21 protein-coding genes and 1 pseudogene are annotated in these 25,449 nt (G+C 71.3%); 9 read left to right on the top strand and 13 right to left on the bottom strand.

The features are described 5' to 3' along the window. Positions 1 to 260: 260 nt before the first annotated feature. On the top strand, positions 261 to 713 hold the full coding sequence (locus tag U5C87_RS12750; RefSeq protein WP_330472944.1) for a hypothetical protein: 453 nt from the start codon (positions 261 to 263) through the stop codon (positions 711 to 713). Positions 714 to 749: 36 nt separating this feature from the next. Here U5C87_RS12750 and arfC read toward each other — a convergent pair whose 3' ends face one another. The 3 genes from arfC to U5C87_RS12735 all read right to left on the bottom strand — a co-directional run bounded on the left by arfC (position 750) and on the right by U5C87_RS12735 (position 2,368). After that, on the bottom strand, positions 750 to 1,526 hold the full coding sequence (arfC, locus tag U5C87_RS12745; protein WP_330472943.1) for a channel accessory protein ArfC: 777 nt from the start codon (positions 1,524 to 1,526) through the stop codon (positions 750 to 752). Beyond that, positions 1,523 to 1,804 (bottom strand): hypothetical protein, encoded by a 282-nt coding sequence (locus tag U5C87_RS12740; protein ID WP_330472942.1) that lies wholly within the window; start codon positions 1,802 to 1,804, stop codon positions 1,523 to 1,525. Before U5C87_RS12740 ends, arfC begins: the two co-directional genes overlap by 4 nt. 129 nt (positions 1,805 to 1,933) lie before the next feature. Beyond that, on the bottom strand, positions 1,934 to 2,368 hold the full coding sequence (locus U5C87_RS12735) for a hypothetical protein (protein ID WP_330472941.1): 435 nt from the start codon (positions 2,366 to 2,368) through the stop codon (positions 1,934 to 1,936). 112 nt (positions 2,369 to 2,480) lie between these two features. Here U5C87_RS12735 and U5C87_RS12730 point away from each other — a divergent pair, with 112 nt between their 5' ends. From U5C87_RS12730 to U5C87_RS12720, 3 genes are all read left to right on the top strand, one after another. Beyond that, positions 2,481 to 3,875, top strand: a complete 1,395-nt coding sequence (locus tag U5C87_RS12730) for an amidase (RefSeq protein WP_330472940.1) — start codon at positions 2,481 to 2,483, stop codon at positions 3,873 to 3,875. Between the two features lie 94 nt (positions 3,876 to 3,969). Next, positions 3,970 to 6,375, top strand: a complete 2,406-nt coding sequence (locus U5C87_RS12725; protein WP_330472939.1) for a Tex family protein — start codon at positions 3,970 to 3,972, stop codon at positions 6,373 to 6,375. Positions 6,376 to 6,634: 259 nt separating this feature from the next. After that, the gene (locus U5C87_RS12720) at positions 6,635 to 7,072 is read left to right on the top strand and encodes an SRPBCC family protein (RefSeq protein ID WP_330472938.1); all 438 of its coding nucleotides are present in this window, start codon (positions 6,635 to 6,637) and stop codon (positions 7,070 to 7,072) included. 66 nt (positions 7,073 to 7,138) lie between these two features. Here U5C87_RS12720 and U5C87_RS12715 read toward each other — a convergent pair whose 3' ends face one another. The 3 genes from U5C87_RS12715 to U5C87_RS12705 all read right to left on the bottom strand — a co-directional run bounded on the left by U5C87_RS12715 (position 7,139) and on the right by U5C87_RS12705 (position 10,443). Then, positions 7,139 to 8,062, bottom strand: coding sequence for a universal stress protein (locus U5C87_RS12715; protein ID WP_330472937.1), 924 nt, complete (start codon positions 8,060 to 8,062; stop codon positions 7,139 to 7,141). 176 nt (positions 8,063 to 8,238) lie between these two features. Continuing rightward, complete coding sequence (locus U5C87_RS12710; RefSeq protein ID WP_330472936.1) at positions 8,239 to 9,753, bottom strand: S8 family serine peptidase; 1,515 nt, start codon at positions 9,751 to 9,753, stop codon at positions 8,239 to 8,241. A gap of 243 nt (positions 9,754 to 9,996) precedes the next feature. Then, positions 9,997 to 10,443: a ChaB family protein gene (locus U5C87_RS12705; RefSeq protein ID WP_330472935.1), complete on the bottom strand. Its 447-nt coding sequence runs from the start codon at positions 10,441 to 10,443 to the stop codon at positions 9,997 to 9,999. Positions 10,444 to 10,571: 128 nt separating this feature from the next. Here U5C87_RS12705 and U5C87_RS12700 point away from each other — a divergent pair, with 128 nt between their 5' ends. From U5C87_RS12700 to U5C87_RS12690, 3 genes are all read left to right on the top strand, one after another. Beyond that, complete coding sequence (locus U5C87_RS12700) at positions 10,572 to 10,823, top strand: hypothetical protein (protein ID WP_330472934.1); 252 nt, start codon at positions 10,572 to 10,574, stop codon at positions 10,821 to 10,823. A gap of 151 nt (positions 10,824 to 10,974) precedes the next feature. Beyond that, complete coding sequence (locus U5C87_RS12695; RefSeq protein WP_330472933.1) at positions 10,975 to 12,438, top strand: MFS transporter; 1,464 nt, start codon at positions 10,975 to 10,977, stop codon at positions 12,436 to 12,438. Beyond that, positions 12,435 to 12,989, top strand: coding sequence for a universal stress protein (locus tag U5C87_RS12690; protein ID WP_330472932.1), 555 nt, complete (start codon positions 12,435 to 12,437; stop codon positions 12,987 to 12,989). The genes U5C87_RS12695 and U5C87_RS12690 overlap by 4 nt, the downstream gene beginning before the upstream one ends. Positions 12,990 to 13,138: 149 nt before the next feature. Here the strand turns inward: U5C87_RS12690 and U5C87_RS12685 are convergent, their stop codons facing one another. The 4 genes from U5C87_RS12685 to U5C87_RS12670 form a co-directional block, all read right to left on the bottom strand. After that, positions 13,139 to 14,041, bottom strand: a complete 903-nt coding sequence (locus U5C87_RS12685) for a universal stress protein (protein WP_330472931.1) — start codon at positions 14,039 to 14,041, stop codon at positions 13,139 to 13,141. A gap of 43 nt (positions 14,042 to 14,084) precedes the next feature. Further along, positions 14,085 to 14,969, bottom strand: a complete 885-nt coding sequence (locus U5C87_RS12680; protein WP_330472930.1) for a universal stress protein — start codon at positions 14,967 to 14,969, stop codon at positions 14,085 to 14,087. A gap of 206 nt (positions 14,970 to 15,175) precedes the next feature. After that, on the bottom strand, positions 15,176 to 15,622 hold the full coding sequence (locus U5C87_RS12675) for a hypothetical protein (protein WP_330472929.1): 447 nt from the start codon (positions 15,620 to 15,622) through the stop codon (positions 15,176 to 15,178). 23 nt (positions 15,623 to 15,645) lie between these two features. Then, on the bottom strand, positions 15,646 to 17,736 hold the full coding sequence (locus tag U5C87_RS12670) for a CARDB domain-containing protein (protein WP_330472928.1): 2,091 nt from the start codon (positions 17,734 to 17,736) through the stop codon (positions 15,646 to 15,648). A 327-nt stretch (positions 17,737 to 18,063) separates the two neighbouring features. Here U5C87_RS12670 and U5C87_RS12665 point away from each other — a divergent pair, with 327 nt between their 5' ends. Further along, positions 18,064 to 19,419 (top strand): wax ester/triacylglycerol synthase domain-containing protein, encoded by a 1,356-nt coding sequence (locus tag U5C87_RS12665; RefSeq protein WP_330472927.1) that lies wholly within the window; start codon positions 18,064 to 18,066, stop codon positions 19,417 to 19,419. 62 nt (positions 19,420 to 19,481) lie between these two features. Here the strand turns inward: U5C87_RS12665 and U5C87_RS12660 are convergent, their stop codons facing one another. Continuing rightward, complete coding sequence (locus U5C87_RS12660; RefSeq protein ID WP_330472926.1) at positions 19,482 to 20,864, bottom strand: pyridoxal phosphate-dependent decarboxylase family protein; 1,383 nt, start codon at positions 20,862 to 20,864, stop codon at positions 19,482 to 19,484. 135 nt (positions 20,865 to 20,999) lie between these two features. Between U5C87_RS12660 and U5C87_RS12655 the strand changes: the two are divergent. Further along, positions 21,000 to 21,908 (top strand): annotated as a pseudogene (locus U5C87_RS12655) (IS1595 family transposase); the annotation flags it as partial. 1,765 nt (positions 21,909 to 23,673) lie between these two features. Here U5C87_RS12655 and U5C87_RS12650 read toward each other — a convergent pair. Together U5C87_RS12650 and U5C87_RS12645 are read right to left on the bottom strand one after the other, a co-directional pair. Beyond that, the gene (locus U5C87_RS12650; RefSeq protein ID WP_330472925.1) at positions 23,674 to 24,102 is read right to left on the bottom strand and encodes a hypothetical protein; all 429 of its coding nucleotides are present in this window, start codon (positions 24,100 to 24,102) and stop codon (positions 23,674 to 23,676) included. 192 nt (positions 24,103 to 24,294) lie between these two features. Continuing rightward, entirely contained in the window at positions 24,295 to 25,305 is a 1,011-nt protein-coding gene (locus tag U5C87_RS12645; RefSeq protein WP_330472924.1) for an aldo/keto reductase family protein, read from the bottom strand. Positions 25,306 to 25,449: the final 144 nt, after the last annotated feature.

The following is a 25,449-nucleotide window of genomic DNA, read 5'->3' as shown; positions in this document are numbered from 1 at the left end:
AGATAGTTGAGGTTCGACCAAAGGAAGCCCCTGTATACCAATACATGTCTTTGAACGATTGCCTGCCCGCCCGGCCAGGCACTGCGTCGGAGCAAGTCACTTGCACGCATGCCCTCAGGGATTGTCCGCCTGAGGAACTCGGACCACTTCTCCGGATCTGGCGGCGGACGATGAAGGCTGGCGTTGAGGTCGAACCCTGGAGCCCTCGGGGCTTAACTTGCGCATCTGATGTCGCGCCTGGAGCGAGACCGACACTCACCATGGCCGACCTCAAAGGTCAGTTCATGCGCACACCGTGGTCAAAGCCCCAGATCTCGAGTCAGCCGGCCGGGAACACCACCCTCGTGAACCTGCGCACCTTCTACAAGGTCACCTGGTCCGCTGCGGGCTTCGCGCCGGGCGAGGTCGATCGGTCCGTGCTTAGGGGAATCGCGGTGCAGATCCGTCCCAAGCTGGTCGGGTTCACCTATCTGTTCGGGGACGGATCGACCGTTGGGCCGACGACATCCACCGGCGGCGTCTACCCCGACGGCGACATCAGGCACGTCTACCGGTCCAAGGGAGAGTTCCCCGTGCGGGTCGACACGACGTTCGGAGCCGACTACAGCGTCGACGGGTCGACCTGGGACGAGATTCCCTCCACCGTCACCGTGCCGGGCCCGTCGACGACGGTGACGGTGCGTGAGGCGAAGGGCGTGCTCGTCAACCACTGACGCCGACGCCCACGAGGCGGCGGGTGGCGACGCCGCTCAATGGGCGGTGCCGCCCCGCTCGTTCTTGGGCTTCTTGGGCTTCTTGGGCGGCTCGGGCGCGTCGTCGAAGGTCAGTTCGCCCTGCTCGTGTCGTGCCGCCGACTGACTGACGCCCGCGACGTCTCCCGTAGAGGACGAGTCGCTGGCATGGCCAGCAGCCACGGACTGCTGCGCCTCGACGTGCCCGTCGACCTCAGCGACGTCGGCGGGGTTGCCGACTCCGGCCAGGTCTCCGTTCGGGGTGGCGTCGACCACCGGCGGCACATCCGCCGCGACCGAGCCCTCGGCAGGGTCCGGCTGCGCGTCGGGGACGTCATCCTCGGACGCTGCATCACGATCCGACGCCTCCACCTCAGAGGCGGGCATGAGGGCGTCCTCGTCCTGCGCGTCCCGGTCCCACTCCTCCGCAGCACCCGCCACCTCCGACGGCTCGGTGTGCGACCCGCCGAAGCGGCTCGCGTCGTCCTCGCCTTCCTCGCCGTCCTGGTCATCCACAGCCGAGCCGGCAGCCCCAGACGTCTCAGAGATCTCGGGAGCCTCGGCCGCCAGCACGCCAGCCCCAGCGGCGGCGGTCAGGTCCGCGCCACCGGCGACGCCGACGGCTCCGGCGACAGGCTCGCCCGGTGACACGACCGGGGTGAGCTCGGGCTCGACAACCTCACCATCGGCCGCGCCGTCGCCCGCGGACACGGTCCGTGTCACGCGCTTGACGGTGAGGAACCACGTGATCGCGGCGCCGAGGACGAACGCAAGGAGCATCAGCAGCCACTTCATCGAGCGCCCCCGGCACCGTCGACACTCGCGAGACCGGCGAACGCCTCGTCCTCGGACCTCGCCGGTACGAGACGACCAGCCAGCGCGATCGCCACGAGCGAACCCACGACGAAACCGACGATGCTCCACAGGAAGACGCTCCAGAACCCGCTGTCGCTGCGCCCGACGAAGCCGAGCAGCACGGTCACGACGACGAGGGCCGTCCACCAGGCGCCGCCGATGTCCTGCCGGTACGAGCGCGTCACGGGCTGCCCACTGCTGGGGGCGTGCTGGGCCATCGGTCCTCCGAGGGGTCAGGACGACGTCGCCGCGGTCGCGACCACGGCTTGGACGCTACCCCGACCACCCCGAAGGAGCGAGGGAACGCCACGGCATCTTCCCCACGCCGTGGCCTCCCTCGCCCTGCGTCACGCCGCCGCGCAGTCTCCCTCCGCCGGCATCACCGCCACGTCGTCGGGAGCCGCGATCGCCACGGCGTGCAACGTGAATCCAGCACCGCGACAGGCTCCCTCGAACGCTGCCCGCAGATCGCGGTCACGCGGCGTGGGCGTCACTCGTCCGGGCCGCGCGATGACCATGACGACGTCGCGCACGTCGTGGCGCGAGACCTCCGTCAGCAGCAGGCGGACACCGTCGAGCACCTCGCCGACATCCATGCGACGCGGCTCGTCGGGCAGGCAGATCGGCTGGAGCAGATGCCGGTTGGGGTGACACAGCAGCAGGTAGATGGCCCCGTCCGATCGCGACTGCTCCGTCACGATGAGGTCGACCACCCCCTCGAAGACGTCGGGGTCGGTGATCGGTCGTTGGGCCCAGTCCCGGGGCAGCTCGTCGAAGCGCATGCCACGAGGATGGCTGCGACCGGTGACAGTGGGGGCGCGTTGTCCACACGCGTTAGCGTGGACGCCTACCCAGGGCCGTGGAACCTCGGGCACGCGAGAGGAGGCCGTCGTCATGGAACGTCCTGCCGCCCGGACCGCCACCAACCTCCTCCTCGCGTATGCCGCAGGCTCCCTCTCGCCTGTCGAGGTCGTCCGCGACGTGGCCGAGGTCGTCGCCTCGCGCGAGCCGACTCTCAACGCCTTCCACGTCCACGATCTCGACGCCGCCCACGAGCAGGCGGCGGCCAGCGAGCGCCGCTGGCGAGACGGCATACCTCAGGGTCCTCTCGACGGCATCCCGGTCACCGTCAAGGAAAACCTCGGCCGCGCCGGCATCCCGATGCCCCTCGGCAACGCCGGGGTGACCCCGGCGGTGCCGGTGCGCAGCAGCCCCGTCGTCGAGCGCCTCGAGGAGGCGGGAGCGATCGTGCTCGGCTCGACGGTGATGCCCGACTGGGGGATGCTCAGCTCCGGCGTCTCCAGCCTGCACGGGATCACGCGCTCCCCGTGGGACGAGTCCCTGACGACCGGCGGCTCCAGCTCCGGCGCCGGCGCTGCTGCCGCGGCCGGCTACGGACCGCTCCACGTCGGCACCGACATCGGCGGCTCGATCCGCCTCCCGGGGACGTGGCTCGGCCTGACCACGCTCAAGCCCAGCGCCGGACGGGTCCCGCTGGACGTGCCCTACCTCGGGCGCGTGGCCGGGCCGATCACGCGCAGCGCCGGCGACGCAGCACTGCTCCTCTCGGTCATCAGCCGCCCCGACGCTCGCGACTGGACGAGCCTGCCTCCCGAGGTCCTGCCCCCGACGCCTCGTCCTCTCGAGCCAGCGGGCCTGCGCGTCGGACTCCACCTGGACGCGGGCTGCGGCATCCCCGTCGAGCCCGAGGTCCGGTCGGCCGTCGAGGAGGCTGCCGCCGTCTTCGCGGACGCCGGCGCCGTCGTGACGCCTCTCGGGCCGTTCATGCGCGAGTCCTGGCTCGAGGACCTCGACCAGTTCTGGCGGGTCCGATCACTCTCCGACTTCGAGGGTCTCGAGGGCGCGGCCCGTGAACGGGTGCTGCCCTTCATCCGCCGCTGGGCCGAGGGCGGTCGCGCGGTCGACGGCGTCGGCGTGCTGCGCGACTACGCGAGCATCATGGCGATCCAGCAGGCGACGGTCGCAGCGACCGACGCCTACGACCTCGTGCTCTCACCCGTCGCCCCGATGCCGGCCTTCCCGGCCGAGTGGCCGATGCCGTGGGGTGACGGCGATGCGGCCATGCCCCACATCGGGTTCACGGCCCCATACAACCTGTCGGGGCAGCCGGCGGGCACGACGAACTGCGGCTTCACCGCCGACGGCCGCACGATCGGCGTCCAGGTGTCGGGTCGCCGCTTCGACGACGTCGGCGTGCTCGCCGCCCTCGCCTGGTTCGAGGCGCACCGGCCCGAGGGCATGCTCCCCAGGTGGCCGATCCGGTCCTGACCGGCCGGTCCGCGTGCCCCGCGCGCGGCTCGCCGCCGGTGCACGGCAGAATGCGTGGCTCGGTGTGTCGTCGACCAGCAGGAGAACAGCCGCAGTGAACGTGCAGGTGAAGGTGCCGTCGATCGAGCGTCGGATCGCGGAGGAGCTCGGCGTCCGCGACGGACAGGTGACCGCGGCCGTGGGCCTGCTCGACGGTGGCTCGACCGTCCCGTTCGTGGCGCGCTACCGCAAGGAGGTCACCGGCGGGCTCGACGACGCCCAGCTGCGCACGCTCGAGGAGCGGCTCGGCTACCTCCGTGAGCTCGAGGAGCGGCGCGCTGCCGTGCTCGCATCCGTGGGGGAGCAGGGCAAGCTCGACGACGCCCTGCGCGGGCAGATCATGGCCGCCGAGACCAAGGCGCGCCTCGAGGACATCTACCTCCCCTTCAAGCCGAAGCGCCGGACCAAGGCCCAGATCGCCCGCGAGGCAGGACTCGAGCCGCTCGCCGAGCTGCTGCTCAGCTCCCCCGACACCGAGCCCGCTGCTGCTGCAGCGGGATTCGTCGACTCCGACCGCGAGGTTGCCGACGCCGCCGCCGCGCTCGAGGGCGCGCGGGCCATCCTCGTCGAGCGCTTCGCCGAGGACGCCGACCTCATCGGCGACCTGCGCGACCGCGTCTGGAAGCAGGGCCACGTCGGCTCCCGCGTGCGCTCGGGCAAGGAGGAGGAGGGCGCGAAGTTCTCCGACTACTTCGACTTCTCCGAGCCCCTCTCCAAGCTTCCGTCGCACCGCATTCTCGCGCTCTTCCGCGGCGAGAAGGAGGACGTCCTCTCCGTCGAGATCCACCCCGACGACCCCGCGGCCGAGCAGCAGCCCGGCCCCACGGCATACGAACGCGCCATCGCGCGGCGCTTCGGCATCGAGAACCACGGCCGGCCGGCCGACGAGTGGCTCGCCGGGACCGTCCGCTGGGCGTGGCGCACGAAGATCCTCGTCCACCTCGGCATCGACGCACGGATGCAGCTGCGCCGGGCGGCCGAGGAGGAGGCCGTACGCGTCTTCGCCGCCAACCTGCGCGACCTGCTGCTCGCCGCCCCCGCGGGAGCGCGCGCCACGATGGGTCTCGACCCGGGCTTCCGCACCGGCGTCAAGGTCGCCGTCGTCGACGGCACCGGCCGTGTCGTCGCCACCGAGGTGATCTACCCGCACGTCCCGCAGAACCAGTGGGACCGCTCGCTGGCGACCCTCGCGCGGCTCGCCAAGGAGCACGCGGTCGATCTCATCGCCATCGGCAACGGCACGGCGTCACGTGAGACCGACCGCCTGGCGGCCGACCTCATCAAGGCGCACCCGGAGCTGAAGCTGACGTCGGCCGTCGTCTCCGAGGCCGGCGCCTCGGTCTACTCCGCGTCGGCGTTCGCGTCGCAGGAGCTCCCGGGCATGGACGTGTCGCTGCGCGGCGCCGTCTCGATCGCCCGCCGCCTGCAGGACCCGCTCGCCGAGCTCGTCAAGATCGACCCGAAGTCGATCGGCGTCGGGCAGTACCAGCACGACATCAGCCAGACCGCGCTCTCCCGCTCCCTCGACGCAGTCGTCGAGGACTGCGTCAACGCCGTCGGCGTCGACGTCAACACGGCCTCGGCTCCCCTGCTGACGCGCGTCTCGGGAATCACCCCCGGGCTCGCCGACAGCATCGTCGCCCACCGTGACGCCGCCGGCCCGTTCCGCACGCGCAAGGCCCTCAAGGACGTGCCGCGCCTCGGGCCCAAGGCTTTCGAGCAGGCCGCCGGCTTCCTCCGCATCCCGGGCGGTGACGACCCGCTCGACGCGTCCGCCGTGCACCCGGAGGCCTACCCGGTCGTGCGCCGCATGCTCGAGTCGACCGGGCAGAAGCTGACGACCCTCATCGGCAACACCACTGCGCTGCAGTCGATCCGGCCCGCCGACTACGTCGACGAGACCTTCGGCCTGCCGACCGTCACCGACATCATCAGCGAGCTCGACAAGCCGGGGCGCGACCCGCGACCGACGTTCAAGACGGCGACCTTCAAGGAGGGCGTCGAGGAGATCAAGCACCTCAAGCCGGGGATGACGCTCGAGGGCGTCGTCACCAACGTCGCAGCCTTTGGGGCCTTCATCGACATCGGTGTGCACCAGGACGGCCTTGCGCACGTCTCCGCCCTGTCGACGAACTTCGTCCGCGACCCGCGCGAGGTCGTCAAGCCCGGTGACGTCGTCATGGTAAAGGTCCTCGACGTCGACGTCCCGCGCAAGCGCATCTCGCTCACCCTCCGCCTCGACGACGAGGTGACGCCCGGCGGCCCCAAGGAGCGCGGCCAGGGCGCACCCGGGCAGGCGCGTGGTGGCCGTGAGGGTCAGTCACGTGGCGGTCAGTCGCGGGGCGGTCAGCAGCGTGGCAACCAGGGCTCGTCGGGGCAGGGCAACCGGCCCCGTCGGGACGAGGCACCGGCCAACAGCGCCATGGCCGACGCGCTGCGCCGGGCCGGCTTCACCGGCTGACGCCCGGAGCCGGACGCCCGAAGGCGGACGCGAGGACCGCACGCAGGACGGACCCGCCGGCAGCGCCTTCGCACCTCCGGTGGGTAGAAACGCGCACTCGCCTCGAGTCCGAGCAGTGATGCCGAGCGGTCGATCGTCTCCTCGAGACTAGGGCCGAAGTGGGTCCCGCCGAGCCATTGTCATCCGGCCCAGTCTTTGGTCGACTGTCTGTGGTGGGTCCGGCCCATCAGGGGCCGGTCCGAGCGACCCGGAGGTGCCCATGAGCAGTTCAACGCAGTCGATCCCCGAGAACTCCGCGGAGGCGGACGCCGAACTCGAGGGGTCTCCCGCCGGCGTGCACTCGAGCCTGACCGTGGGTGCCCCGGTCGAGCAGGTGTGGCAGCACCTCATCAGTGCCCGCGGCACGGAGGCCCTCCTAGGCCCCGGCGTCACGCTCGGCAACAAGGGCGAGTCGTGGCACAGCACCGACGGGCCGCACGGGGTCGTGCGCAGCTACCACCCGATGGAGCAGGTTCGCGTGTCGTGGCACCGCGACGAGGACGGGCCGCTCAGCATCGTCGACCTCCAGCTCAAGCCGGACGGCGACGGCACGCGCGTCGACCTGTACCACGAGGGTGAGGGCATCGCCGAGGACGGCGCCGGCGACAAGTCCCGCTGGGACGCCGCGCTCGGTCGCTTCGCGGAGGCGCTCGGCTGAGCGCCCGCCGTCGACACGCGGACCTGAGCGCGTTGACTGAAAGCGCCTGGGCCCGAACGGATCTCGTCAGCGCACGACCATGACCGGGCAGGTCGCGTCGTGGATGACGCGGTGGCTGACCGACCCCAGCAGCATGCCGGTGAAGCCGCCGTGCCCACGCGACCCGACGACGATCAGACCCGCCGTCGCGCCGAGGTCGGCGAGCGACTGCCCGGGATCGCCGTAGAGCACCTCGGTCGTCACGATGACCTTCGGGTGCAGCGCCCTGACCCGGTTGGCCGCCCGCGTCACGGACTCCTCGGCGTGGTCGCGGATCGCGTGGGTCTCCTCCGTGCCCCCCTTGGCGGTCTCGGCGTACGTCCAGGCCTCCATTGACGGCGAGTGCGCGACGCGGACGATGTGCAGCACTGCGCCCTCGCGCTCGGCGACCTCGACGGCGGCGTTGACAGCCCGCACCGCGGCGTCCGAGTCGTCGATCCCGACGACGACGTCGTGACCGCGACCCGGCCGGGCCGGCATCGGGACGTCGTCGGGCGTCTTGCCCTCAGGGCCGCGCACGACGACCACGGGGCACTGCGAGTGGGCGGTGACCGCATACGACGTCGATCCGAGCAGACCGGCCAGCAGGCGCCCGCGGCCACGGCTGCCGACGACGACGAGCTCGGCCTCACGGGAGGCGTCGATGAGCTGCGCGGCCGGGCTCCCCAGCCAGTACTGCGTCTCGATCTGCGACGCGTCGAGGGTCGCGCCGGCCCGCTCGGCGCCCTCGTCGACGAGCGCCTTTGCGGCGTGCTCGAGCGTGGGCTCCATCTGCGAGAGGTCCATGGCCGGGAAGGCGGGGACGCTGGCCAGGTTGACGCTGTGCACCAGGGTCAGGTGCTTGCCCTGCTGGCGAGCCGTCTCTGCGGCCCACTCGAGCGCGAGCTGTGATGCTGCCGAACCGTCGTAGCCGACGACGATGCCGTACGTGGTCCGTACCTGGCCGTTCATCGTGCACCCCTTCCCTGGGTCCCGGGACCGGGCCACTCGCTCCGGCCACCTCCATCCTGCCGCCGACGGCCACGTGCCCGGGGCCTTTGTGACCACTCAGACAGGCAGGACGGGGACGGCGGGGTATGCCGCCGGGCCGGGTCGGGTGCCCCGTCCCGGCGGCACACGCGGTGTGCTCAGCCGACCGCCTTGAGGGCGTCGATCTCCCCCGCCCCGAACCAGCTGTTCTGGGTGAGGGTGCCCTCGCAGGTCTGCGGCGCTCCGCCGTCGAGGGCCGGGAAGAACGCGTAGGCCGAGACGTCGGTCGGGCACGGGATCGGGTTGACCGCGTCCTGCAGGGCGGCGGAAAGGGCGCCGCCGGTCTTGCCGGTGACGCTGGCGATGAGGGCCGCGACGCCCGCTGCGTGCGGCGAGGCCATCGACGTGCCCTGCTGGTAGCAGTACGCGGCTCCGCTCGCATCGATGACGCGGCGCGCCGGGAGGCACGTGGAGGCCAGCAGGGAGGCGGGCCAGGTCGACAGGACCCGGCCGTTGGGTGCGGCCGCGGTCTGCTGGAGGATCGAGTCGCCTCCAGGAGCTGCGACGTCGACCTCGGAGATGCCGTAGGAGGAGTAGAACGACTTCATCTGCTTGTTGCCCGTCGCGCTGACGCCGACGACGCCCGGCACCTCGGTCGGGACGACGGCGCACGCGTTGGAGATGGCGCGCAGGACGGGCGTCGTGTTGTCCGGGCTCGTCGCGTCGAACGTCGGGTGCGAGAGGTCATCCGCCTGGTTGCCCTCGGCGGCCACGACCAGCACGCCCTTGGACTGGGCGTACTTGATGGCGCGCCGCTCGGCGGTCCAGATCGCCCGCTGCTCGGCGTCGTTGCGGCAGTTGAAGAGCCACGGGTCGGCGAAGTAGCTGTTGTTGGTCACGTCGACGCCGTGCTCGGCGGCCCACATGAACGAGCAGACGACCGCCTCGGGGAAGAAGAAGCCGTCGGCGTTGCCGGCCTTGATGCCGGCGATCTTGACGCTCGGCGCCACCCCGACGATGCCGATGCCATTCGCCGCGGCCGCGATCGTGCCGGCCGTGTGGGTGCCGTGGCCGTTGTCGTCCATGGCGGCCACCACCCCGGCCACCGGGACACCGCTGACGCAGTTGACGCTCGCGGCCGCATCGACGTTCGGCGCGAGATCGGGGTGGGTGTAGTCGAGACCGGTGTCGATGTCACCGACGAGGACCGACGGTGAGCCGGTGCTCACCGCGTGCGCCTCGCCCACCTTGATCTGGGTCATGTCCCACTGCAGGCCCGACAGCGAGTCATTCAGTCCTGCGACGCCGTTGGCCGGCACGGACGGTGCATCCGTCGTCGTGTCCCCCGTCGCCGACGCATCCGCCCCGACGGCTCCGCCGTCGATGGCACTGGCGAACCTCGTCGTGGCGACGGCGCCCTCGACGCCCTTGACGGCGCGCATCCTGACCGCGAAGTCGGGGCTCGACGAACGGGCGACGACGACACTGATGGGCGCATACGTCGCGACGAGCTGCCCACCGGCCGCCGACACCGCCCTGCCGGCACCGCTCGTCGACGTCTTGTCCTTGTAGACCACCAGATAGGTGGACGTGGCACCGGCCGCCGAGGCGTCGCTGGACGCCACCGCCGTCGCCAACGCGGCAGCCGCGACGACCGCGACCGCTCCGAGCACTGCAGTTCCCCGAGACCCACCCCGACTTCGTGACACGGACATGGTTGTCTCCTCCGCGGCGGCGGCATGAGCGTCCCGCCGCTGGGCCGACTCCTGCGGCGGCCCAGCTCACCACGTTAGAACGTCGAGCCCGTCCGTAGAACCGACTCCGACGAACCTGAGTGCCCGTGTGCCCGATGTCCGGGGCGGTTCATCCCGTTCGACCGGTTGGTGCCGAAAACGTCCGGGCGACAGAGCGATTCGTCAGCTCGACTTCTTGCGTGCCGCAGCCGTGGCCCGGTCGTTGGCGCGCTGGATCGCCTCGACGAGCTCGTCCTTGGTCATGCGGGTCCGGCCACGCACGTCCAGGCGCTTCGCGACGTCGAGCAGGTGGCTCTTCGCCGCGTTGGCGTTGACGCCCCCGGCCGAGTCGCCGTCGTTGCGGTGGGCCTGGGCCTCGGCTCCCCGGCGCTCCGCCTGGACGTCGCTCGGGCCCTTCTCGTCCTTGGCCTCCCAGTGGTCGCCGACCTTCTCGAAGGAGTGCTTGAGCGAGGCGAACGCCGTCCGGTGCGCGCGCTCGCCCTCGCCGTACTCCTCGACCGCGGCGTCGTGCGTGGCCAGCCACGTCTCCTGCGCCTTCTTCGGCGACCGCTCGAGCGTGGACGGCAGGTCGGTGCCCGACCGGGATGTCGAGCGCTTCTTCGCAGGCATGTCATGGCCTCCTCGGATCGGTGTTCACCCGGGACGTACCCACCACGCGCGGGCCGTCGCACGCTCGGCGCCGGTGACGGCATACGCCCTCGCTGTTCGGCTCGCGACCGGCCGGGTACGGGAGCGGCATGGACACCTCACGTGCGACCGACCCGAGCACCCCCGACCCCAGCGAGTTCGACGGCGGCCAGCCCGAGAGCACGGTCGCCGAAGAGCTCTCGACCGGCCGCCCCGACACGGACGCCCCCGACGTGCTCTTCCCGGACACCCTCCGTCCGGCGACCACGGAGGGCGCCCTGCCCGTCGCGGACGAAGGCGACCTCGTCGAGCAGCAGGTCGAGGTCGCGGAGGGCGACGACGAGGACGAGCGCCGCGGCTGAGCGGCCCTGCGCGCGCTGTCGGTCCGAGGACTCCGGTTGTCCGGAATGTGTTGCAGCGTGCACGTGAGGGGGTACGACTCCCCGCGGTGAGGACGCGGCGCCGCGCGCCCTGACCCGACGGTTCACAGCGATTCGGATCGAAGGAGATGGGATGAGCGAAGCTGTCGCACAACGAACGGACGGGGCCGTCAGGAGTCTGGTGCCCGCCCGCATGGACCGGCTCCCGTGGACGAAGTTCCACTGGTCTGTCGTCTTCGGGCTCGGGATCTCGTGGATCCTCGACGGCCTCGAGATCCAGATCGTGTCCGAGTCCGGCTTCCAGAAGACGCTCGGCATGTCGGCCGCCCAGGTCGGTCTGACCGGCACGGTCTACCTTGTCGGCCAGGTCGTCGGAGCGCTGACGTTCGGTCGGATGACCGACCGGCTGGGGCGCCGAAAGCTCTTCATCATGACGCTCGTCATATACCTCGTCGGCTCGGGCCTCGCCGGCCTGTCGCCGAACATGTGGTTCCTCTGGGTCTGCCGGTTCATCGCCGGCATGGGCATCGGCGGCGAGTACACCGCGATCAACTCGGCCATCGACGAGCTCATCCCCTCGCGCTTCCGCGGCCGCGTCGACATCGCGATCAACGGGACGTACTGGTTCGGCGCCTTCTTCGGCGCCCTGGCCAACCTCTACCTCCTCAACCCGGACAACGTCGCCGAGAACATCGGCTGGCGCCTGGCCTTCTTCATCGGCCCGATCCTCGGCCTGTCGATCATCTGGCTGCGCCGGCACATCCCGGAGAGCCCGCGGTGGCTGCTCACCCACGGGCGCGCCGAGGAGGCCGAGCGCACCGTCGACGAGATCGAGGAGCGCGTGCGTCGCGAGGGCGGGGAGATCCCCGAGGTCGACGAGAGCAAGGCGATCCTCGTCAAGGCCGAGGACCGCATGGGCTTCAAGGTGCTGTGGGACGTCTTCGTCCACCGCTACGGGCGCCGCACGATGCTGGGCCTGACGATGATGGTGACGCAGTCGTTCCTCTACAACGCGATCTTCTTCACCTACGCGCTCGTGCTGACGAACTTCTACGGCATCAGCAAGGCCGACACCTCGCTGTACTTCCTGCCGTTCGCGGCCGGCAACCTGCTCGGTCCGCTGCTGCTCGGCCACTTCTTCGACACCGTGGGCCGCCGCAAGATGATCTTCGGGACCTACACGGTCGCGGGCATCGTGCTGTTGGCGTCGGCGTGGGCCTTCCACGCCGAGCTGCTCAACGCGACGACGCACACGATCTTCTGGTGCGTGGCGTTCTTCTTCGCGTCCGCCGGTGCATCGGCCGCCTACCTCACCGTGAGCGAGATCTTCCCGCTCGAGGTGCGTGGCCAGGCGATCAGCTACTTCTTCGTCGTGGCGCAGTGCGCGGGCGCTGTCGCGCCCGTGCTCTACGGCGCGCTCATCGGTGAGGGCAAGGACCGCATGCCGCTCACGTGGGGCTACGTCGCAGGTGCCGTGATCATGATCTTCGGCGGCATCGTCGCCCTCGTGATCGGCATCGACGCGGAGCAGAAGTCGCTCGAGGACGTCGCCGACCCGCTGAGCAAGGTCTCGGAGGAGTCGGGGGCCACCGCATGAACGTCGCGAACCTCGGGCGCGTCCACACCATCGTCGTCGGGGTGAGCCCCACCAGCGGCTCCCCCGGCGCGTTGCGGTGGGCGGTCGAGGAGGCCTCGCTGCACGGCGGCCGGGTCGTGGCCGTGCGGGCCTGGCGCCCGCACGCTCCCGAGACGGCGACCGGCGGCCGCGTGCCGTCGGTCGTCTCGGACGACGGCGCCCGCGCCGTCGAGGCAGCGCGCCTGGCCGAGGACGTCGCACGCGTCCTCGGACACGACCACCTCGTCGAGACGAGGGTCGTGGCGGGCAAGCGGCGCGCGGTCCTCGTCGAGGAGAGCCGCAACGCCGACCTCGTCGTCATAGACGCCGGCCAGTCGACCGAGGTCGGTGCGCGCTGGCTGGGCAGCAGGCTCGTGCGGTCCTCGCACTGCCCCGTCGTCGTCGTGCCGCCAGCGCTCGGCGGCCGTGGGGTGAGCGCCTTCGGCGCCGCCGCGGGTCGGCTGGGTCGGTCGGTCGAACGTGCCGCCGGCACCGCCGGACGGCCGGGCTTCCAGCACCCGCCCACGTCCTGACGTCTCCCCTCCTGCCCTGCGGCCGTATGCCGTGTGGCCCGGTCCCGGGACCCGAATCCCTTGCGAGTTGCACCGATTCGGGCCCGGGACCCACGCGGTCCTGCCTGACGTCCCTGCCAAGCAGCTGCCCGCGGTGGCGCGCGGCGGGCTCAGTGGACGAGCATCACCGGACAGGTGGCGTCGTGGATGATGCGGTACGCCGGGGTGCCGGCGAGCACCGCTGCCACGCCACCGGTGTGCGGCGCACCGATGACGAGGAGCCCTGCGTCCCGGCTCGTGCGCGTGAGAGCCTCAACCGGGTCACCGAGCAGGGTCTGGGACGTCACCTCGAGACCCGGGTGACTGCGCACCAGTCCCTCGGTGTCGTAGGGAACCGGCCGGGGGCCGGGACGTCCGGGACCTCCGGAGCGACCGGCCGCCGTCGACGGCAGCACGGTGACGAGGCGCAGCGGCGCCGAGCACCCCGCCGCGACTCTCCCGGCAGCAGACACCAGTCGCTCGACCCGACCCTCGTGCGCGCTGTCGGCGGCCGGGGTCACGGCGCAGACGACCTCGCAGCCCGGACCGGGCGCCGCGACGTCGCGACGGGCCCCACGGGCCGGGTGCGCGAGATCGTGCAGGACGACGACCGGGCAGTAGGCGCGGGCCGCCACGGCGCTCGAGACCGAGCCGATGAGCGCGCTTCGAGCCCGCCCGCGACCACGCGTGCCCAGCACCACGAGGTCGGCCGTCATCGAGGCGTCGACGAGCTCCCCCGCCGGCCCGCCGAAGGCGTGCACGGCTCGCACGCGCGAACGCGCCAGCGGTTTGCCGGGCCACGTCGACGGTCCCCCGACCATCGTCTCGGCGACCATCTCGAGCGAGGGACTCAACGGCCGCAGGGCATGGCTGCGGCGTCCCGGCAGCAGGTCGAGCTCGACGGCGTGGATGATCCGCAGCTCGTCACCGAGGTCACGTGACACCGCCGCGGCCCACACGAGCGCACGCTGCGACGCGGCCGAACCGTCGTAGCCCACGACGACGAGGCCATCGGCAGACCTGGACGGGTACATCCGAACTTCCTTGCCGGACAGTCGAACCGGGCCGACGTCCGCGTCAGTGGATGACCATGACGGGGCACGGTGCGTCGTGGACCACCCGGTGGCTGACCGACCCGAGGAGCATCCCGGTGAAGCCGCCGTGGCCGCGCGATCCCAGGACGACGAGGCCCGCCTTGACGTCCACGGCGTAGGCCGCGATGGCGGCTCCCGCGCCGCCTCCGAGGAGGTTGGTCTGCACCTGGAGACCGGGGTGGGCGCGCTGCGCGTCGTCCGCGACGTGCTTCAGCGTCTCGCCGACACGGCGGTGCATCTGCTCCATCATCTCCTCGCGCCCGAGCATGGTGTCCGTCTCGGGCCAGGCCTCCAGGCCGCCCACGTTGTCGACGGCCACGACGTGCAACGGAGCCTCGGCGGCGACCGCGACCTGGATCGCCGTCTCGAGCGCCTTCTGCGCGTTCTTGGAGTCGTCGAAGGCCGCCACGACCGGGTGCGACGGACCGGCGTGCACGACAGACTGCCCGCGCACGACGACCGCGGGGCAGTGCGCGTGCGCGGTGACGGCATACGACGTCGAGCCGAGCAGACCGCCCGAGATGGCGCCGTGCCCGCGGGAGCCCGTCACGACGAGGTCGGCCTGCGACGAGACACCGACGAGCTCCGCGGCAGCGCTCCCGATGACGCTGAGTGGGTGGATCTCTTTGCGGTCCAACGCCTTTGCCGCGATCTCGATCGCCTCCGAGAGCACTCCGCGAGACATCTCGTCGTACGCCTTGGCCTGCACGCCGGGGTCATAGGCACGGAAGGTCGGCGTCATGGTGAGCCCGACGCAGTGCAGCAGGGTCAGGGGACGCTCGTCCCGCTTTGCGGTCTCGACGGCCCAGTCCAGCGCCAGTCGAGCACCAGGCGACCCGTCGTAGCCCACGACGATGCCGTGGCTCATGGTCTCATCCGCCCTGCTGACTGCGGCGTCCATCGCTCTCCCCTTCCACGTCGGTCGGGGCCGCATGCTCCGGCCACCCCCATCGTCCCGCGCCGCCGATGGGTCCGCAGGGAGTTGTGACAGCCCAGACATGGCACGCGTGGCCACGGATCGGGCGACGGATCGGGCGACAGCGGCAGGGCGCTGCTCGCGCCCTGCCGCCGGTGTCACTTTCCGATGAGCACGCTCACCGAGGTGTTGTCCACGCAGTCCGGGATCTCGCGGATCGCCCACCTGCCGCGCACGCCGTTGCCGTCGAAGTTCGACTCGGCGTCACGCTCCTCGACCTCCCCTTCGGAGGCCGTCCAGCCGCGGGTCGAGTAGGCGGCCTGCATGTCGGCGAGGGTCTGCTTGAACGGTTTGGGCGAGACGGCCGTGACGACCGTGCGGCCCGCGCTCCGGACCTGCACGCCGGTCACGACGTAGCCGTCCGGCACCGTCGCCTGCGTCGGGAACGAGGGCGGCAGGTCTATGGGCTTCGCGTCCTTGGCGCAGACCAGGGCGGCCGGCGTCGCGGTGCTCCCCGGCTCTGCCATCGCCGACTCGAGCTCGTCCTCTCCGCACCCCCCGAGCACCGTCACGGCGGCGAGGGCGCAGAGGGCGGCCGCGGTCATCGGCCTCACCCGTGCGAGCCGCGTCACCGGGTGACCTGCGTCGCTCGGCGGTTGTCGGCCTCGTCGGACTCGCGGATGTGGCCGTCGGGGTCGGCCACGACGACGACCGAGTGGGTGCCCTTGCCGAGACGCACGCCGGGGAAGGCGACCGACGCCGAGCGACCGGCCGCGAGATCGACCGGCGCCGACGTGGCGACGTCCACGCCGTCGACGAGCAGACGTGTCGTGACACCGGCCGCGGCGGCCTTGCCGGAGTTCGCGACGGTGGTCGAGGCGACGTAGAGTCCGCCGCCCTTCTTCACGGACAGGGCCGTCGGCGTCAGGTTGGGCAGGGCGTCGTATGCCGCATACAACGTGGTGCCCGTCTGCTGGCGGGCGATGGTGGCGTAGGCGTCGAAGTTCTGGGCGCCACCGGGCTTGGCGCAGGCACCCGTGCAGCCGTCGGCGTAGCCCACCTCGACGCGTCCGGTCCGGTCCACCGTGGCGTCCATGAAGTCGAGCAGATTGCGGTCGTTGCCGCACGTGGTTCCTCCGGTGCAGATGGAACCGCGCTGGACCGGGTCGCTCGGCGTCGTGTCGACCGTGACCCAGCTCCTGCCACCGTCGTAGGTGGTCGAGACGTAGAGGTGCCAGTCGCCCGTGAAGTTCGTCGCGTCCTGGTAGTTGCCTGGCGTCGTCGTCCCGATGAAGGCGAAAGAGGCACGGTCGTCGTCGCCGGCCACGACGACCGGGAAGACGGTGTTGTGCACACCGAGACCGGCCCCGACGTTCTGGTCGTCGGTCCACGTCTTGCCCTTGTCACGGCTCACGGCGACGCGGGGCGTGCCGTCGGCGGCCTGGTAGCCCATGTAGACCGTGCCCTTGGCGCCGATGCCGACGCTCGGGTCCGAGTCGCCGGCCGTGCTGGCAGGGTTCTTGCGGACCGACCACGTGGTGCCGCCGTCCTCGGAGACCGCGACGGCCTGGTTGCCCCCGCAGGACTTGTTGGGGACGTAGACGGTGCCGTCGTCCGGAGCGACCTTGACGTGCCCGTGCAGGCCACCGCAGTCGAGGAGCGAGTACATCGGGACGGCCGGCCCGAAGGTCACGCCCCCGTCGTGGCTCGACGCGCAGTTGGCATCGGCGATGTCCTGGCTGCAGTAGTAGACGGCGTTCGGGTAGGTCGAGGTCGGCAGCGCCCCGACTCCGGCGGTCGAGTAGGGACCGCCGCCCACCGTCTGGTGGTCGACTCCGGAGTTCAGGCCACCGCCCTGGCTGGGAGACCACGTCTTGCCCTCGTCGTCCGAGTAGCACATGAGCGAGGTCTTGCCCGCGAGCTGGCTCTCGAAGACGCGGCCCGTCTTCGGGTCGGTGAAGCCGATCGGGTCGAGCGAGGTGGAGCCGCCGGTGGCGCACCCGTTGGCCGGCGTCGCCGAGACGTCGGCCCAGGTGACCTTGGACGGGCTGGCGCTGTCGTCCCACGTGGCCCGGTAGGTGTCGTAGAGCGCCTGGTAGAAGGTCGCGCCCGTCGGGTGGCTGCTGCCGATCGACGGCTCCCCTGCGTCGTGGGCCCTTCCGAAGGACTCGGGGGCGCCGTACTGGCTGTAGGTGGGCGGCGTGGCGGTGCTCGGGGCGGGGTTGGCCGGGACCTCGGTCAGGGTCGCGGTCCCCGTGACGGACTCACCGAGGGGCGCGTAGGGCACGACCCGCACCGTGTAGTCGCCGCTCGTCGGGGGCGTCACGATGGTCTCAGGGTCCGCGCTCGAGGCCGAGGACGCCACGACCGCGCCCGTCCGGTCGAGCAGGTAGATGTCGAAGTCGGCGGCGGCGTTGGCCCAGCCGACCTTGACCGTGAGCTGGTGGGTGTCGCCGTAGGTGCTCGGCGTCGAGACGTGCAGGGCGAAGTCGTCGCAGAGCCCCGGACCGCACGTGACGTCGCCGGTGGTCCCGGTGACGTTCGGCGCAGCGAAGGGCCCGGCGGTCCACTGCACGCTCGTGCTGGTGTCGGACACCGTCCCCGAGTCGGGCGTCGCGGCGAGCGCCGGTGCCGCCACGCCCAGGGCGCAGACGAGTCCGGCCGCTGCGACGACCGGGATGGAACGGGACGGGGTCCTGCGGGACAGCGTGGGCAACATGCTGGCAGCTCCTGGATCCGAGGAAGAGGGCACCCCCGAGGTGTCCGGCCGAGGCCGTCGAGCGACGACCGGCGTCCTCGCTCGACCTGTCCAACGACTCACCCGGGCGGGGGGCTACGAGCCGGAAGGTCAAGAGGTGGTCAGGAACTGCTGGGTGCACGCTGGGAGAACGCTGGATTCGGGTATGGCTTCCCGGGTCGGCGGGGGCGACCGGCTCGACGCGTCCGTCCGTGCGTGCGTGCGTGCGTGCGTGCGGGTGACCCGACAGACACGTGGCGCCGCTCGCAAACGGTGGTCGCCGAAATGCGCCCGGCCTAGCGTCGAAGCATGTACACGGCCCATCCCGGGCGGGCACGCTCGGCGACGAGCGACGTCGACCGGCTCAGCGCCGGAGACCTGACGACCCTGGTGAGCGACCGCGGGTCGGCAGCGATGAACATCGCCGCGGTGCTCGTCGTCGACCACGGTGCCGAGCTCGAACCGGCCCGCGTGACAGGGGTGCTCGCGGCCTGGACGGACGCCGTTCCGAGGCTGCGACAGCGACTGCGCCGCGCCCCTCCCGGGTGCGGGCGACCGTACTGGGCCGACGACCCCGACTTCGCCATCGACCGCCACGTCGGCCGGCGACACGTCGAGAAGGACGAGGACCTCTGGGACGTCGCAGCGGACGCCACCTGCCGCAGGCTGCCGCGCGATCGACCGTTGTGGCGCTGCGTCTGGGTCACGGGGCTGGACGATGGTCGCGCGGCTCTCGTGGTCGTCGTCCACCACGTCCTGGCCGACGGGCTCGGCGGCCTGGCGATGCTGGGAGCGCTCGCGGACTCCTCGCCCGTCGATGCCGGGCTCAGGCCGCACCCTCCTCGGCCGAATCCGTCGGCGTCCACCCTTGCTGCCGAGGCGTGGCGGTCGAGAGCCGGGGGTGTGACGTCGCTGGCGGCCCGCGCCCGCTTGGCTCGCTCGGGCCTGCAGGACCTGGGGCTCGCACGCACGCGCCCCCGTCTCTGTCCCCGCACCTCGCTCAACCGGCCGACGGGTGCCCGTCGTCGTCTGCATGTCGTCACCGTCCCGCTGACGGACCTGGTCGCCACTGCCCACCGACTGGGCGTCACCGTGAACGACCTCGTGCTGGCGGCCGTGGCCGACTCGCTGTCAGGGTTCCTTTGCGACCGAGGCGAGACCGTCGACTCGCTCGTCGTGTCCGTGCCCTACTCCGGTCGCGCGGGGACCGAGGCCGGCCGTCTCGGCAACGACACCGGCGTCGTCCCCTTCCGGCTCCCCCTGAACGTCGACTCCGGCACACGACTGCAGACCATCGCGAGCATGACGCGTGACCAGCGCCGTCGCCCTCGTGCCGCCTCGGCGGCCCCTCTGGGTGTCGCTTTCCGGGCGTTGGCCCGGCTCGGCGTGTTCCGCTGGTTCGTCGACCACCAGCGGCTCGTCAACACCTTCGTCACGAACGTGCGCGGACCGGCGCAGCCGTGGCGGTTCTGCGACCGTGTCGTCAGCAGCGTCGTCCCCGTCGCCGTCACGCCGGGCAACGTCGCCGTGACCTTCGACGTGCTCTCGTATGCCGGCACGCTCGGAGTCACCGTCGTGGCCGATCCCGACGTGGTGCCTGATCAGGCACGCCTGGCCGGCTACCTCCTCGAGGCACTGTCGGACTGGGCGGGCGCCCCGGGCTGAGGGCCGGCTGCCGGTGGGATGGGACCGGGGCGTGCGGACGGTGGACCTGGGGTGCGCGCGACTCAGACGTCCCGCGCGGCTCTGAGGATGGCGTCCGCGGAGACGTCGATGTCAGCCTCCGTCGTCGTCGCGTTGGACACCGACACGCGGATGAGCCGCTGGCCGTGCCACGTCGTGGCACCCACCCAGCACGTGCCCTCACGCTGCACGGCGTCGACCACGGTGTCGGTGCCGGCCGAGTCACCGATGCTGACCAGGACCTGGTTGAGCACGACGTCGTTGTGGACGGTGGCGCCCCCCGCTTCGAGACGCGAGGCCATGCGCCGGGCCAGGGCGCAACATCGGTCGACGAGCTCAGCAACGCCATCGGAACCCAGCTCTCGCATCGCCGCCCAGACGGCGAATCCCCGTGCACGCCTTGAGGACTCGGGCGTCAGGTCACCCAGGACGGGGTCGGAGAGGGCGCCCGACCCGGTGAGGTACGACGCGGCATACGACATCGTGGCGGCGTGCAGCGTCGCGTCGGCGCAGAAGGCGAGTCCGCAGTCGTAGGGCACGTTGAGCCACTTGTGGGCGTCGGTGCCCCACGAGTCGGCCAGCTCGACGCCGTCCACGAGGTGAGCGGTCCGAGGAGTCGCCGCGGCCCAGAGCCCGAAGGCGCCGTCGACGTGGACCCACGCCCCGCGATCGTGGGCGAGCGTCGTCGCCACGCGCAGGTCGTCGCAGGCGCCGGTGTTGACGTTGCCGGCCTGCAGGCACACGATGAGCGGCCGGTCCCGGAGCGCGTCGAGCGTCGTGCGCAGACGGTCGACGTCGATCGCCCCCTGCGACGTCGAGGCGACGGGCTCGATGCTGCTGGTGCCGAACCCGAGCAGACGGACGGCCCGGTCGATCGTGGCGTGGCGCTCCTCGCTCGCGACGATCGCGACCCGCGGCGCCCCGAAGAGTCCGTCCCGGGCCACGTCCCATCCGCGATCCGCCAGCACGCGTTGCCGCCCCACGGCGAGGCCCACGGTGTTCGCCGCCTGCGCGCCGGTGACGAAGCCGACGGCTGCCGTCGCCGGGAGCCCCAGCAGCTGCTTGGCCCACCCACCTGCAGCCCGTTCGGCGGCCGCCGCGGCCGGCGAGAGCACCTCGTTGTACGCGCACTGGTCCCAGCCGGCGGCGAGCATGTCGGCCGCCGTCGCCGCGGGCGAGGCGCCCCCGATCACGAAGCCGAAGAAGCGTGGACCCACGGTCCCGACTAGGCCGGGACTCGCGGCTGCGAGGAGCTCCTCGACGACGCGACGGGCGTCCGTGGGCTTGGCCCCGAGCGGCGTCGCGAAGGCGGCGTCCATGACCTCCCGAGCGACCCGCGGGTGGACGGGCCGGTCGGCGACGGTGGCGCGGTGACGAGCACACTCGGCGGCTGCGAGGGCGAAGAGCTGATCGATGGCGACGTCCATCCCTGGCACGTTCCTCTCCGGCAGGCGAGAAGCGCAAGGGTGGATCCGTGTCGTTCGGTCGCGGCCCTTCCAACCCCTTGACCATGAGTCGAACACATGTTCTGCATATCTGCTTGGGTGAAGTAGCATCTGTGGATGACCACGAATCCGGTTCGGGGAGTGGATTACCCGGCGACGTACCAGCAGCTGCTGGAGTGGTTCCCGGACAACCAGTCGTGCCTGGACTACCTCGCGGGCCTGCGGTGGCCGGACGGGTTCATCTGCCCCAAGTGTGGGGCGCGGGAGTTCTGGCGCACCGGGGCCGGGTTGTGGATGTGCCGCTCGTGCGGGCGGCGCACGTCGGTGACTGCCGGCACGATCTTCGACCGGACCCGGACGCCGCTGTCGACCTGGTTCGCCGCGATCTGGTTCCTGACCTCGCAGAAGAACGGCATGTCAGCCCTCGGGCTGCAACGCGTCCTCGGGTTCGGCTCCTACGAGACCGCGTGGGCCTGGATGCACAAGCTGCGCCGGGCCATGGTCCGCCCCGAACGCGACAAGCTGTCCGGGATCGTCGAGCTCGACGAGACGATGATCGGCGGTGTCACCGCGAACAGTCATGGCGGCTACGGCGACAAGGTCGCCGTCATGATCGCCATAGAGCACAACGAAACCCGCCGCCTGGGCCGGGTCCGGCTCGCTGTCGCCGACCACCCCGGCACGTCCCAGCTCGTCGACTTCGCCACCACCGTCATCGAGCCCGGCTCAACGGTCCGCACCGACGGAGCCCGCACCCTGCGCCGGCTCGCCGACCTCGGCTACACCCACGAGTTCACCCTCGGCTACTCCGCCCCCGACAAGGCCAGCGTCCTGCCTGGCGTGCACCTGGTCGCCTCACTGCTCAAGCGCTGGCTCATCGGCACCCTGCACTTCCGCGTCGAGGAGCAGCACCTGCCCTACTACCTCGACGAGTACACCTTCCGCTTCAACCGGCGGAACGCGAAGTCCCGCGGCCTGCTCTTCTACCGGCTGCTCGAGCAGGCCGTCGACACCGACCCCCCCACTCAAGGACCTCCTCAAGCCCACAGAAACCGGCATACCGGACTTCACCTAAGCAGATATGCAGAACACATGTTCGAATGGACCATGGACGGCGCGATGGCGGTGAGCACCCACTCGGTGGTCGGTGCTGCCCACGCGGGCGACGCCGTCGTCGACCTCGACCGCTTGGCCGACCTCTATCGCCCACGCGCTGCCAGTGGTGGACGACGGCGCCAACGCGACCTTCCTCTCCTAGAGCGGACCCTTCGTCGCGGGGTTGCCGGGTCGGTCCTCGCGCACGTCCTGCCCGGCCTGGTGACCCAGCTCATCGACGCCGTCGCCGACGACCTCTCCCCGATCGAGGCCGGCGATGCGCTCACGGAGCTGGAGTCGGAGGCGGATGCCGACCTCCGGGTCTTCGAGTCCGTCGAGCGCTGCAAGGCCGTGCTCGACGCCGTCGGACTCGAGGCACTTGCGCGGCTGCGCTCCACCATCGAGTCCAGCGAGCTGGCCCGCTTCGCGGGCCTCGGCCGCCCCAAGCCGCCCGGCTGGGTCGATGCGGACGAGCTGACAGCCATGGAGGTGAGCACGTCCACCGGCCTGGGCCACCACGAGGTCCGCGCCCGCCTCGATCTGGCGACCGCCCGCACTCCGGGCGCCGCCGCCCTGCGCGGACGGCTCCAGCGGGGCAAGGTGTCGCTCTACCGCGCGTGCACCATCCAGGGCGAGCTGGCCTCGCTGCCGGTCGAGTGCGGACCGGGCATCGTCGAGGCGTCGCTGCGACTCAAGGACGGCGCCCCTCCCTCCCCCACCCTCTTCCGGCAGCGGCTGACCCGGGCCTGCCTCGCGGCAGATCGCGACGCAGCCGAGCGCCGGCGGACGGCCAGGCGCCGACGTGGAGCGCACGCGCAGATCACCGGTGACGGCCTCGGCATGCTCACCGTCATCAACGACGCCGACAAGATCATCGCCGCCATGGAGCGGGCCGACGCGCTGGCACGGGCTGCGCGTGCGGATGGCGACCCCCGCGACCTCGACACCCTGCGCGCCGACGTCATCACCGACACCCTCATGTTCGGCTGGCCGACAGACCCCTCCCCGACTGCTCCGGCGCCTGGTTCTCCGGTGGCTGGCACGGCGCGCCGTGAGGGCTCGGAGGAGGAGTGGTACTCCCGACTCGGGCGTCGGCCCGCCGCCGCCATCACCCTCGTGGTGCCGTTCACCACAGCCGTGGGCCTGACCGACGCTCCGTGCGAGGTGCGCGGCCACGGTTGGGTGACGGCCGAGCACGCCCGCCAGATCATGCTCAACGACGGCTCGACCTGGCGACGCCTCGCCGTCGACGCGGACACCGGCGCCGCTCTGCACCTCGAGACGAGGGCCTACCAGCCGACGCCGGCCATGCGAGCCCACGTCGAAGCCGTCGACGGCACCTGCCGCGCTCCCGGCTGCACCGTGCCCGCCGCCCGCTGCGACCTCGACCACGACACACCGTGGCCCTCGGGCCGGACCGAGGTCGCGAACCTCACGAGCAAGCACCGCGCCCACCACAACCTGCACACCCACGGTCACTGGCTGGTGAGTCGTGAGGGCGACCGGGTTCGCTGGCGCACCAAGGCTGCTCGCCGCTACGACACCCATCCGAAGGACTGGCTCGAGGCCGTTCGTGATGCCGCGGTGATCACGCCAACACCGGTGGCCTCTGACCCACCGGCGGCGTTCGACCCGCCGCCTTTCTGAGCCACACCGTCTGCCTGAGCCACCACCCGACGAGCAGACCGGCCAAGCGTCAGGACGCAGCCGAGAGCGGGTCGGGCAGGCGGAAGACGCCGTCGGCCGTCGCCAGGAGGTAGCCGAGCAGACCCACCCCGTGCGTTGCGCAGCGGTCGATCGCCATCTGGTGCCACGCCCGCTCGGTGTCGTCGGGTGCCACCCCCCGAGGTCGACCACGACCGATGAGGACCGAGCCGTCCCTGGCGGCGACGAGCGGGAGCAGCATCTCGAGCAGTCGCTCGAGGTCCCCGATCGCGGCGCCCACCGGCACGTCGTGGAGCAGGATCGGCTGGATCCCGCGATCCTGGGAGTCGCAGACCATGACGGCGACGCACCCGACCTCGCGGTCGGCATCGCCGATGATCAGGTCGATGACATCAGCGGCGACTCGCCGGTTGGTCAGGGGTATCTGGCTCGCCCGAGGGGGCAGGTCTTCGAAGGTCATGCCGTCATGGTCGTCCGGACGGAGGGACCCGTGCCGACGTTGTCCCCAGCCCGGGTGGGCCCGGACGACCAGGTGACCGTGGCGGGACCGTAGCGGGCGGGTACGACAAGGAGGGCGCATGCCGTCCGGCGCGTCCCACGGGAACGTGGCGGACGGCATACGCCCTCGGTGGTGGTGCCCCCTGCGGGAGGGTCAGGCGACGCGCTGCTGGGGCGCGGTCTCCTTCGTCTTGCCCGGGTCCTTCTCGACGATGTTGCCGAGGACGTCGTCGATCTTCGTCATGAGCTCGGGCTCGAGCTTCACACCGGCGGCCTTGACGTTCTCGGCGACCTGCTCCGGACGCGAGGCGCCGACGAGGGCCGCAGCGACGTTCGGGTTCTGGAGCACCCAGGCGACGGCGAGCTGGGCCATGGTCAGGCCCGCCTCGTCGGCGATGGGCTTGAGGTTCTGCACGCGGGTCAGGACGTCGTCGTTCATGAAGCGCTTGATCATGTCGGCGCCGCCCTTCTCGTCGGCCGCACGCGAGCCCTCGGGCGGCTGCTGGCCGGGCTGGTACTTGCCCGTGAGCACACCCTGGGCGATGGGGCTCCACACGATCTGGCTGACGCCGAGCTCCTCGCACGTCGGCACGACCTCACCCTCGATGACGCGCCACAGCATCGAGTACTGCGGCTGGCTCGAGATGAGCTGGAAGCCGAGCTCCTTTGCGAGAGTGACGCCCTCGCGGATCTGGTCGGCCGTCCACTCGCTGACGCCGATGTAGAGCGCCTTGCCCTGACGGACGACGTCGGCGAACGCCTGCATCGTCTCCTCGAGCGGCGTCTCGGTGTCGTAGCGGTGGGCCTGGTAGAGGTCGACGTAGTCGGTCTGGAGCCGCTCGAGCGAGCCGTTGATGGACTCCATGATGTGCTTGCGGGAGAGGCCGGTGTCGTTCTTGCCGCCGGGTCCGGTGGGCCAGTAGACCTTCGTGAAGATCTCGAGGCTCTCGCGCCGTTCACCCTTGAGGGCCTCGCCGAGGACGGTCTCGGCCTTGGTGTTGGCGTAGACGTCGGCCGTGTCGAAGGTGCTGATGCCGGCGTCGAGCGCGGCCTGCACGCACTTGGTCGCGACGTCGTTCTCGACCTGCGAGCCGTGGGTGAGCCAGTTGCCGTAGGTGATCTCGGAGATCTTGAGTCCGCTGTTGCCGAGGTATCGGAAGTTCATCCTTCCACCGTATGCCGCCCCGCCGATCGCGCCAGAGGCGCCCGGTCGAGGCTTGAGACGGGTGCCGATGGAACTGTCGTCGCGGGTACGACGTTCCTCAGTGACCGACGGTCCGGCTCGCCGGGCGATCGGAATCTTCAAGTA

The sequence above is a fragment of the Terrabacter sp. C0L_2 genome, assembly GCF_036352015.1.
Taxonomy (GTDB): domain Bacteria; phylum Actinomycetota; class Actinomycetes; order Actinomycetales; family Dermatophilaceae; genus Terrabacter; species Terrabacter tumescens.
Note: the sequence above shows the minus strand (reverse complement) of the source record. Positions and strands in the feature narration are given on the sequence as shown.

Coding starts and splice junctions, on each gene's coding strand:
- U5C87_RS12750 (WP_330472944.1), top strand. CDS start 261: ATGGCCGACCTCAAAGGTCAGTTCATGCGCACACCGTGGTCAAAGCCC.
- arfC (WP_330472943.1), bottom strand. CDS start 1,526: ATGAAGTGGCTGCTGATGCTCCTTGCGTTCGTCCTCGGCGCCGCGATC.
- U5C87_RS12740 (WP_330472942.1), bottom strand. CDS start 1,804: ATGGCCCAGCACGCCCCCAGCAGTGGGCAGCCCGTGACGCGCTCGTAC.
- U5C87_RS12735 (WP_330472941.1), bottom strand. CDS start 2,368: ATGCGCTTCGACGAGCTGCCCCGGGACTGGGCCCAACGACCGATCACC.
- U5C87_RS12730 (WP_330472940.1), top strand. CDS start 2,481: ATGGAACGTCCTGCCGCCCGGACCGCCACCAACCTCCTCCTCGCGTAT.
- U5C87_RS12720 (WP_330472938.1), top strand. CDS start 6,635: ATGAGCAGTTCAACGCAGTCGATCCCCGAGAACTCCGCGGAGGCGGAC.
- U5C87_RS12715 (WP_330472937.1), bottom strand. CDS start 8,062: ATGAACGGCCAGGTACGGACCACGTACGGCATCGTCGTCGGCTACGAC.
- U5C87_RS12705 (WP_330472935.1), bottom strand. CDS start 10,443: ATGCCTGCGAAGAAGCGCTCGACATCCCGGTCGGGCACCGACCTGCCG.
- U5C87_RS12700 (WP_330472934.1), top strand. CDS start 10,572: ATGGACACCTCACGTGCGACCGACCCGAGCACCCCCGACCCCAGCGAG.
- U5C87_RS12695 (WP_330472933.1), top strand. CDS start 10,975: ATGAGCGAAGCTGTCGCACAACGAACGGACGGGGCCGTCAGGAGTCTG.
- U5C87_RS12690 (WP_330472932.1), top strand. CDS start 12,435: ATGAACGTCGCGAACCTCGGGCGCGTCCACACCATCGTCGTCGGGGTG.
- U5C87_RS12685 (WP_330472931.1), bottom strand. CDS start 14,041: ATGTACCCGTCCAGGTCTGCCGATGGCCTCGTCGTCGTGGGCTACGAC.
- U5C87_RS12680 (WP_330472930.1), bottom strand. CDS start 14,969: ATGAGCCACGGCATCGTCGTGGGCTACGACGGGTCGCCTGGTGCTCGA.
- U5C87_RS12675 (WP_330472929.1), bottom strand. CDS start 15,622: ATGACCGCGGCCGCCCTCTGCGCCCTCGCCGCCGTGACGGTGCTCGGG.
- U5C87_RS12670 (WP_330472928.1), bottom strand. CDS start 17,736: ATGTTGCCCACGCTGTCCCGCAGGACCCCGTCCCGTTCCATCCCGGTC.
- U5C87_RS12665 (WP_330472927.1), top strand. CDS start 18,064: ATGTACACGGCCCATCCCGGGCGGGCACGCTCGGCGACGAGCGACGTC.
- U5C87_RS12660 (WP_330472926.1), bottom strand. CDS start 20,864: ATGGACGTCGCCATCGATCAGCTCTTCGCCCTCGCAGCCGCCGAGTGT.
- U5C87_RS12650 (WP_330472925.1), bottom strand. CDS start 24,102: ATGACCTTCGAAGACCTGCCCCCTCGGGCGAGCCAGATACCCCTGACC.
- U5C87_RS12645 (WP_330472924.1), bottom strand. CDS start 25,305: ATGAACTTCCGATACCTCGGCAACAGCGGACTCAAGATCTCCGAGATC.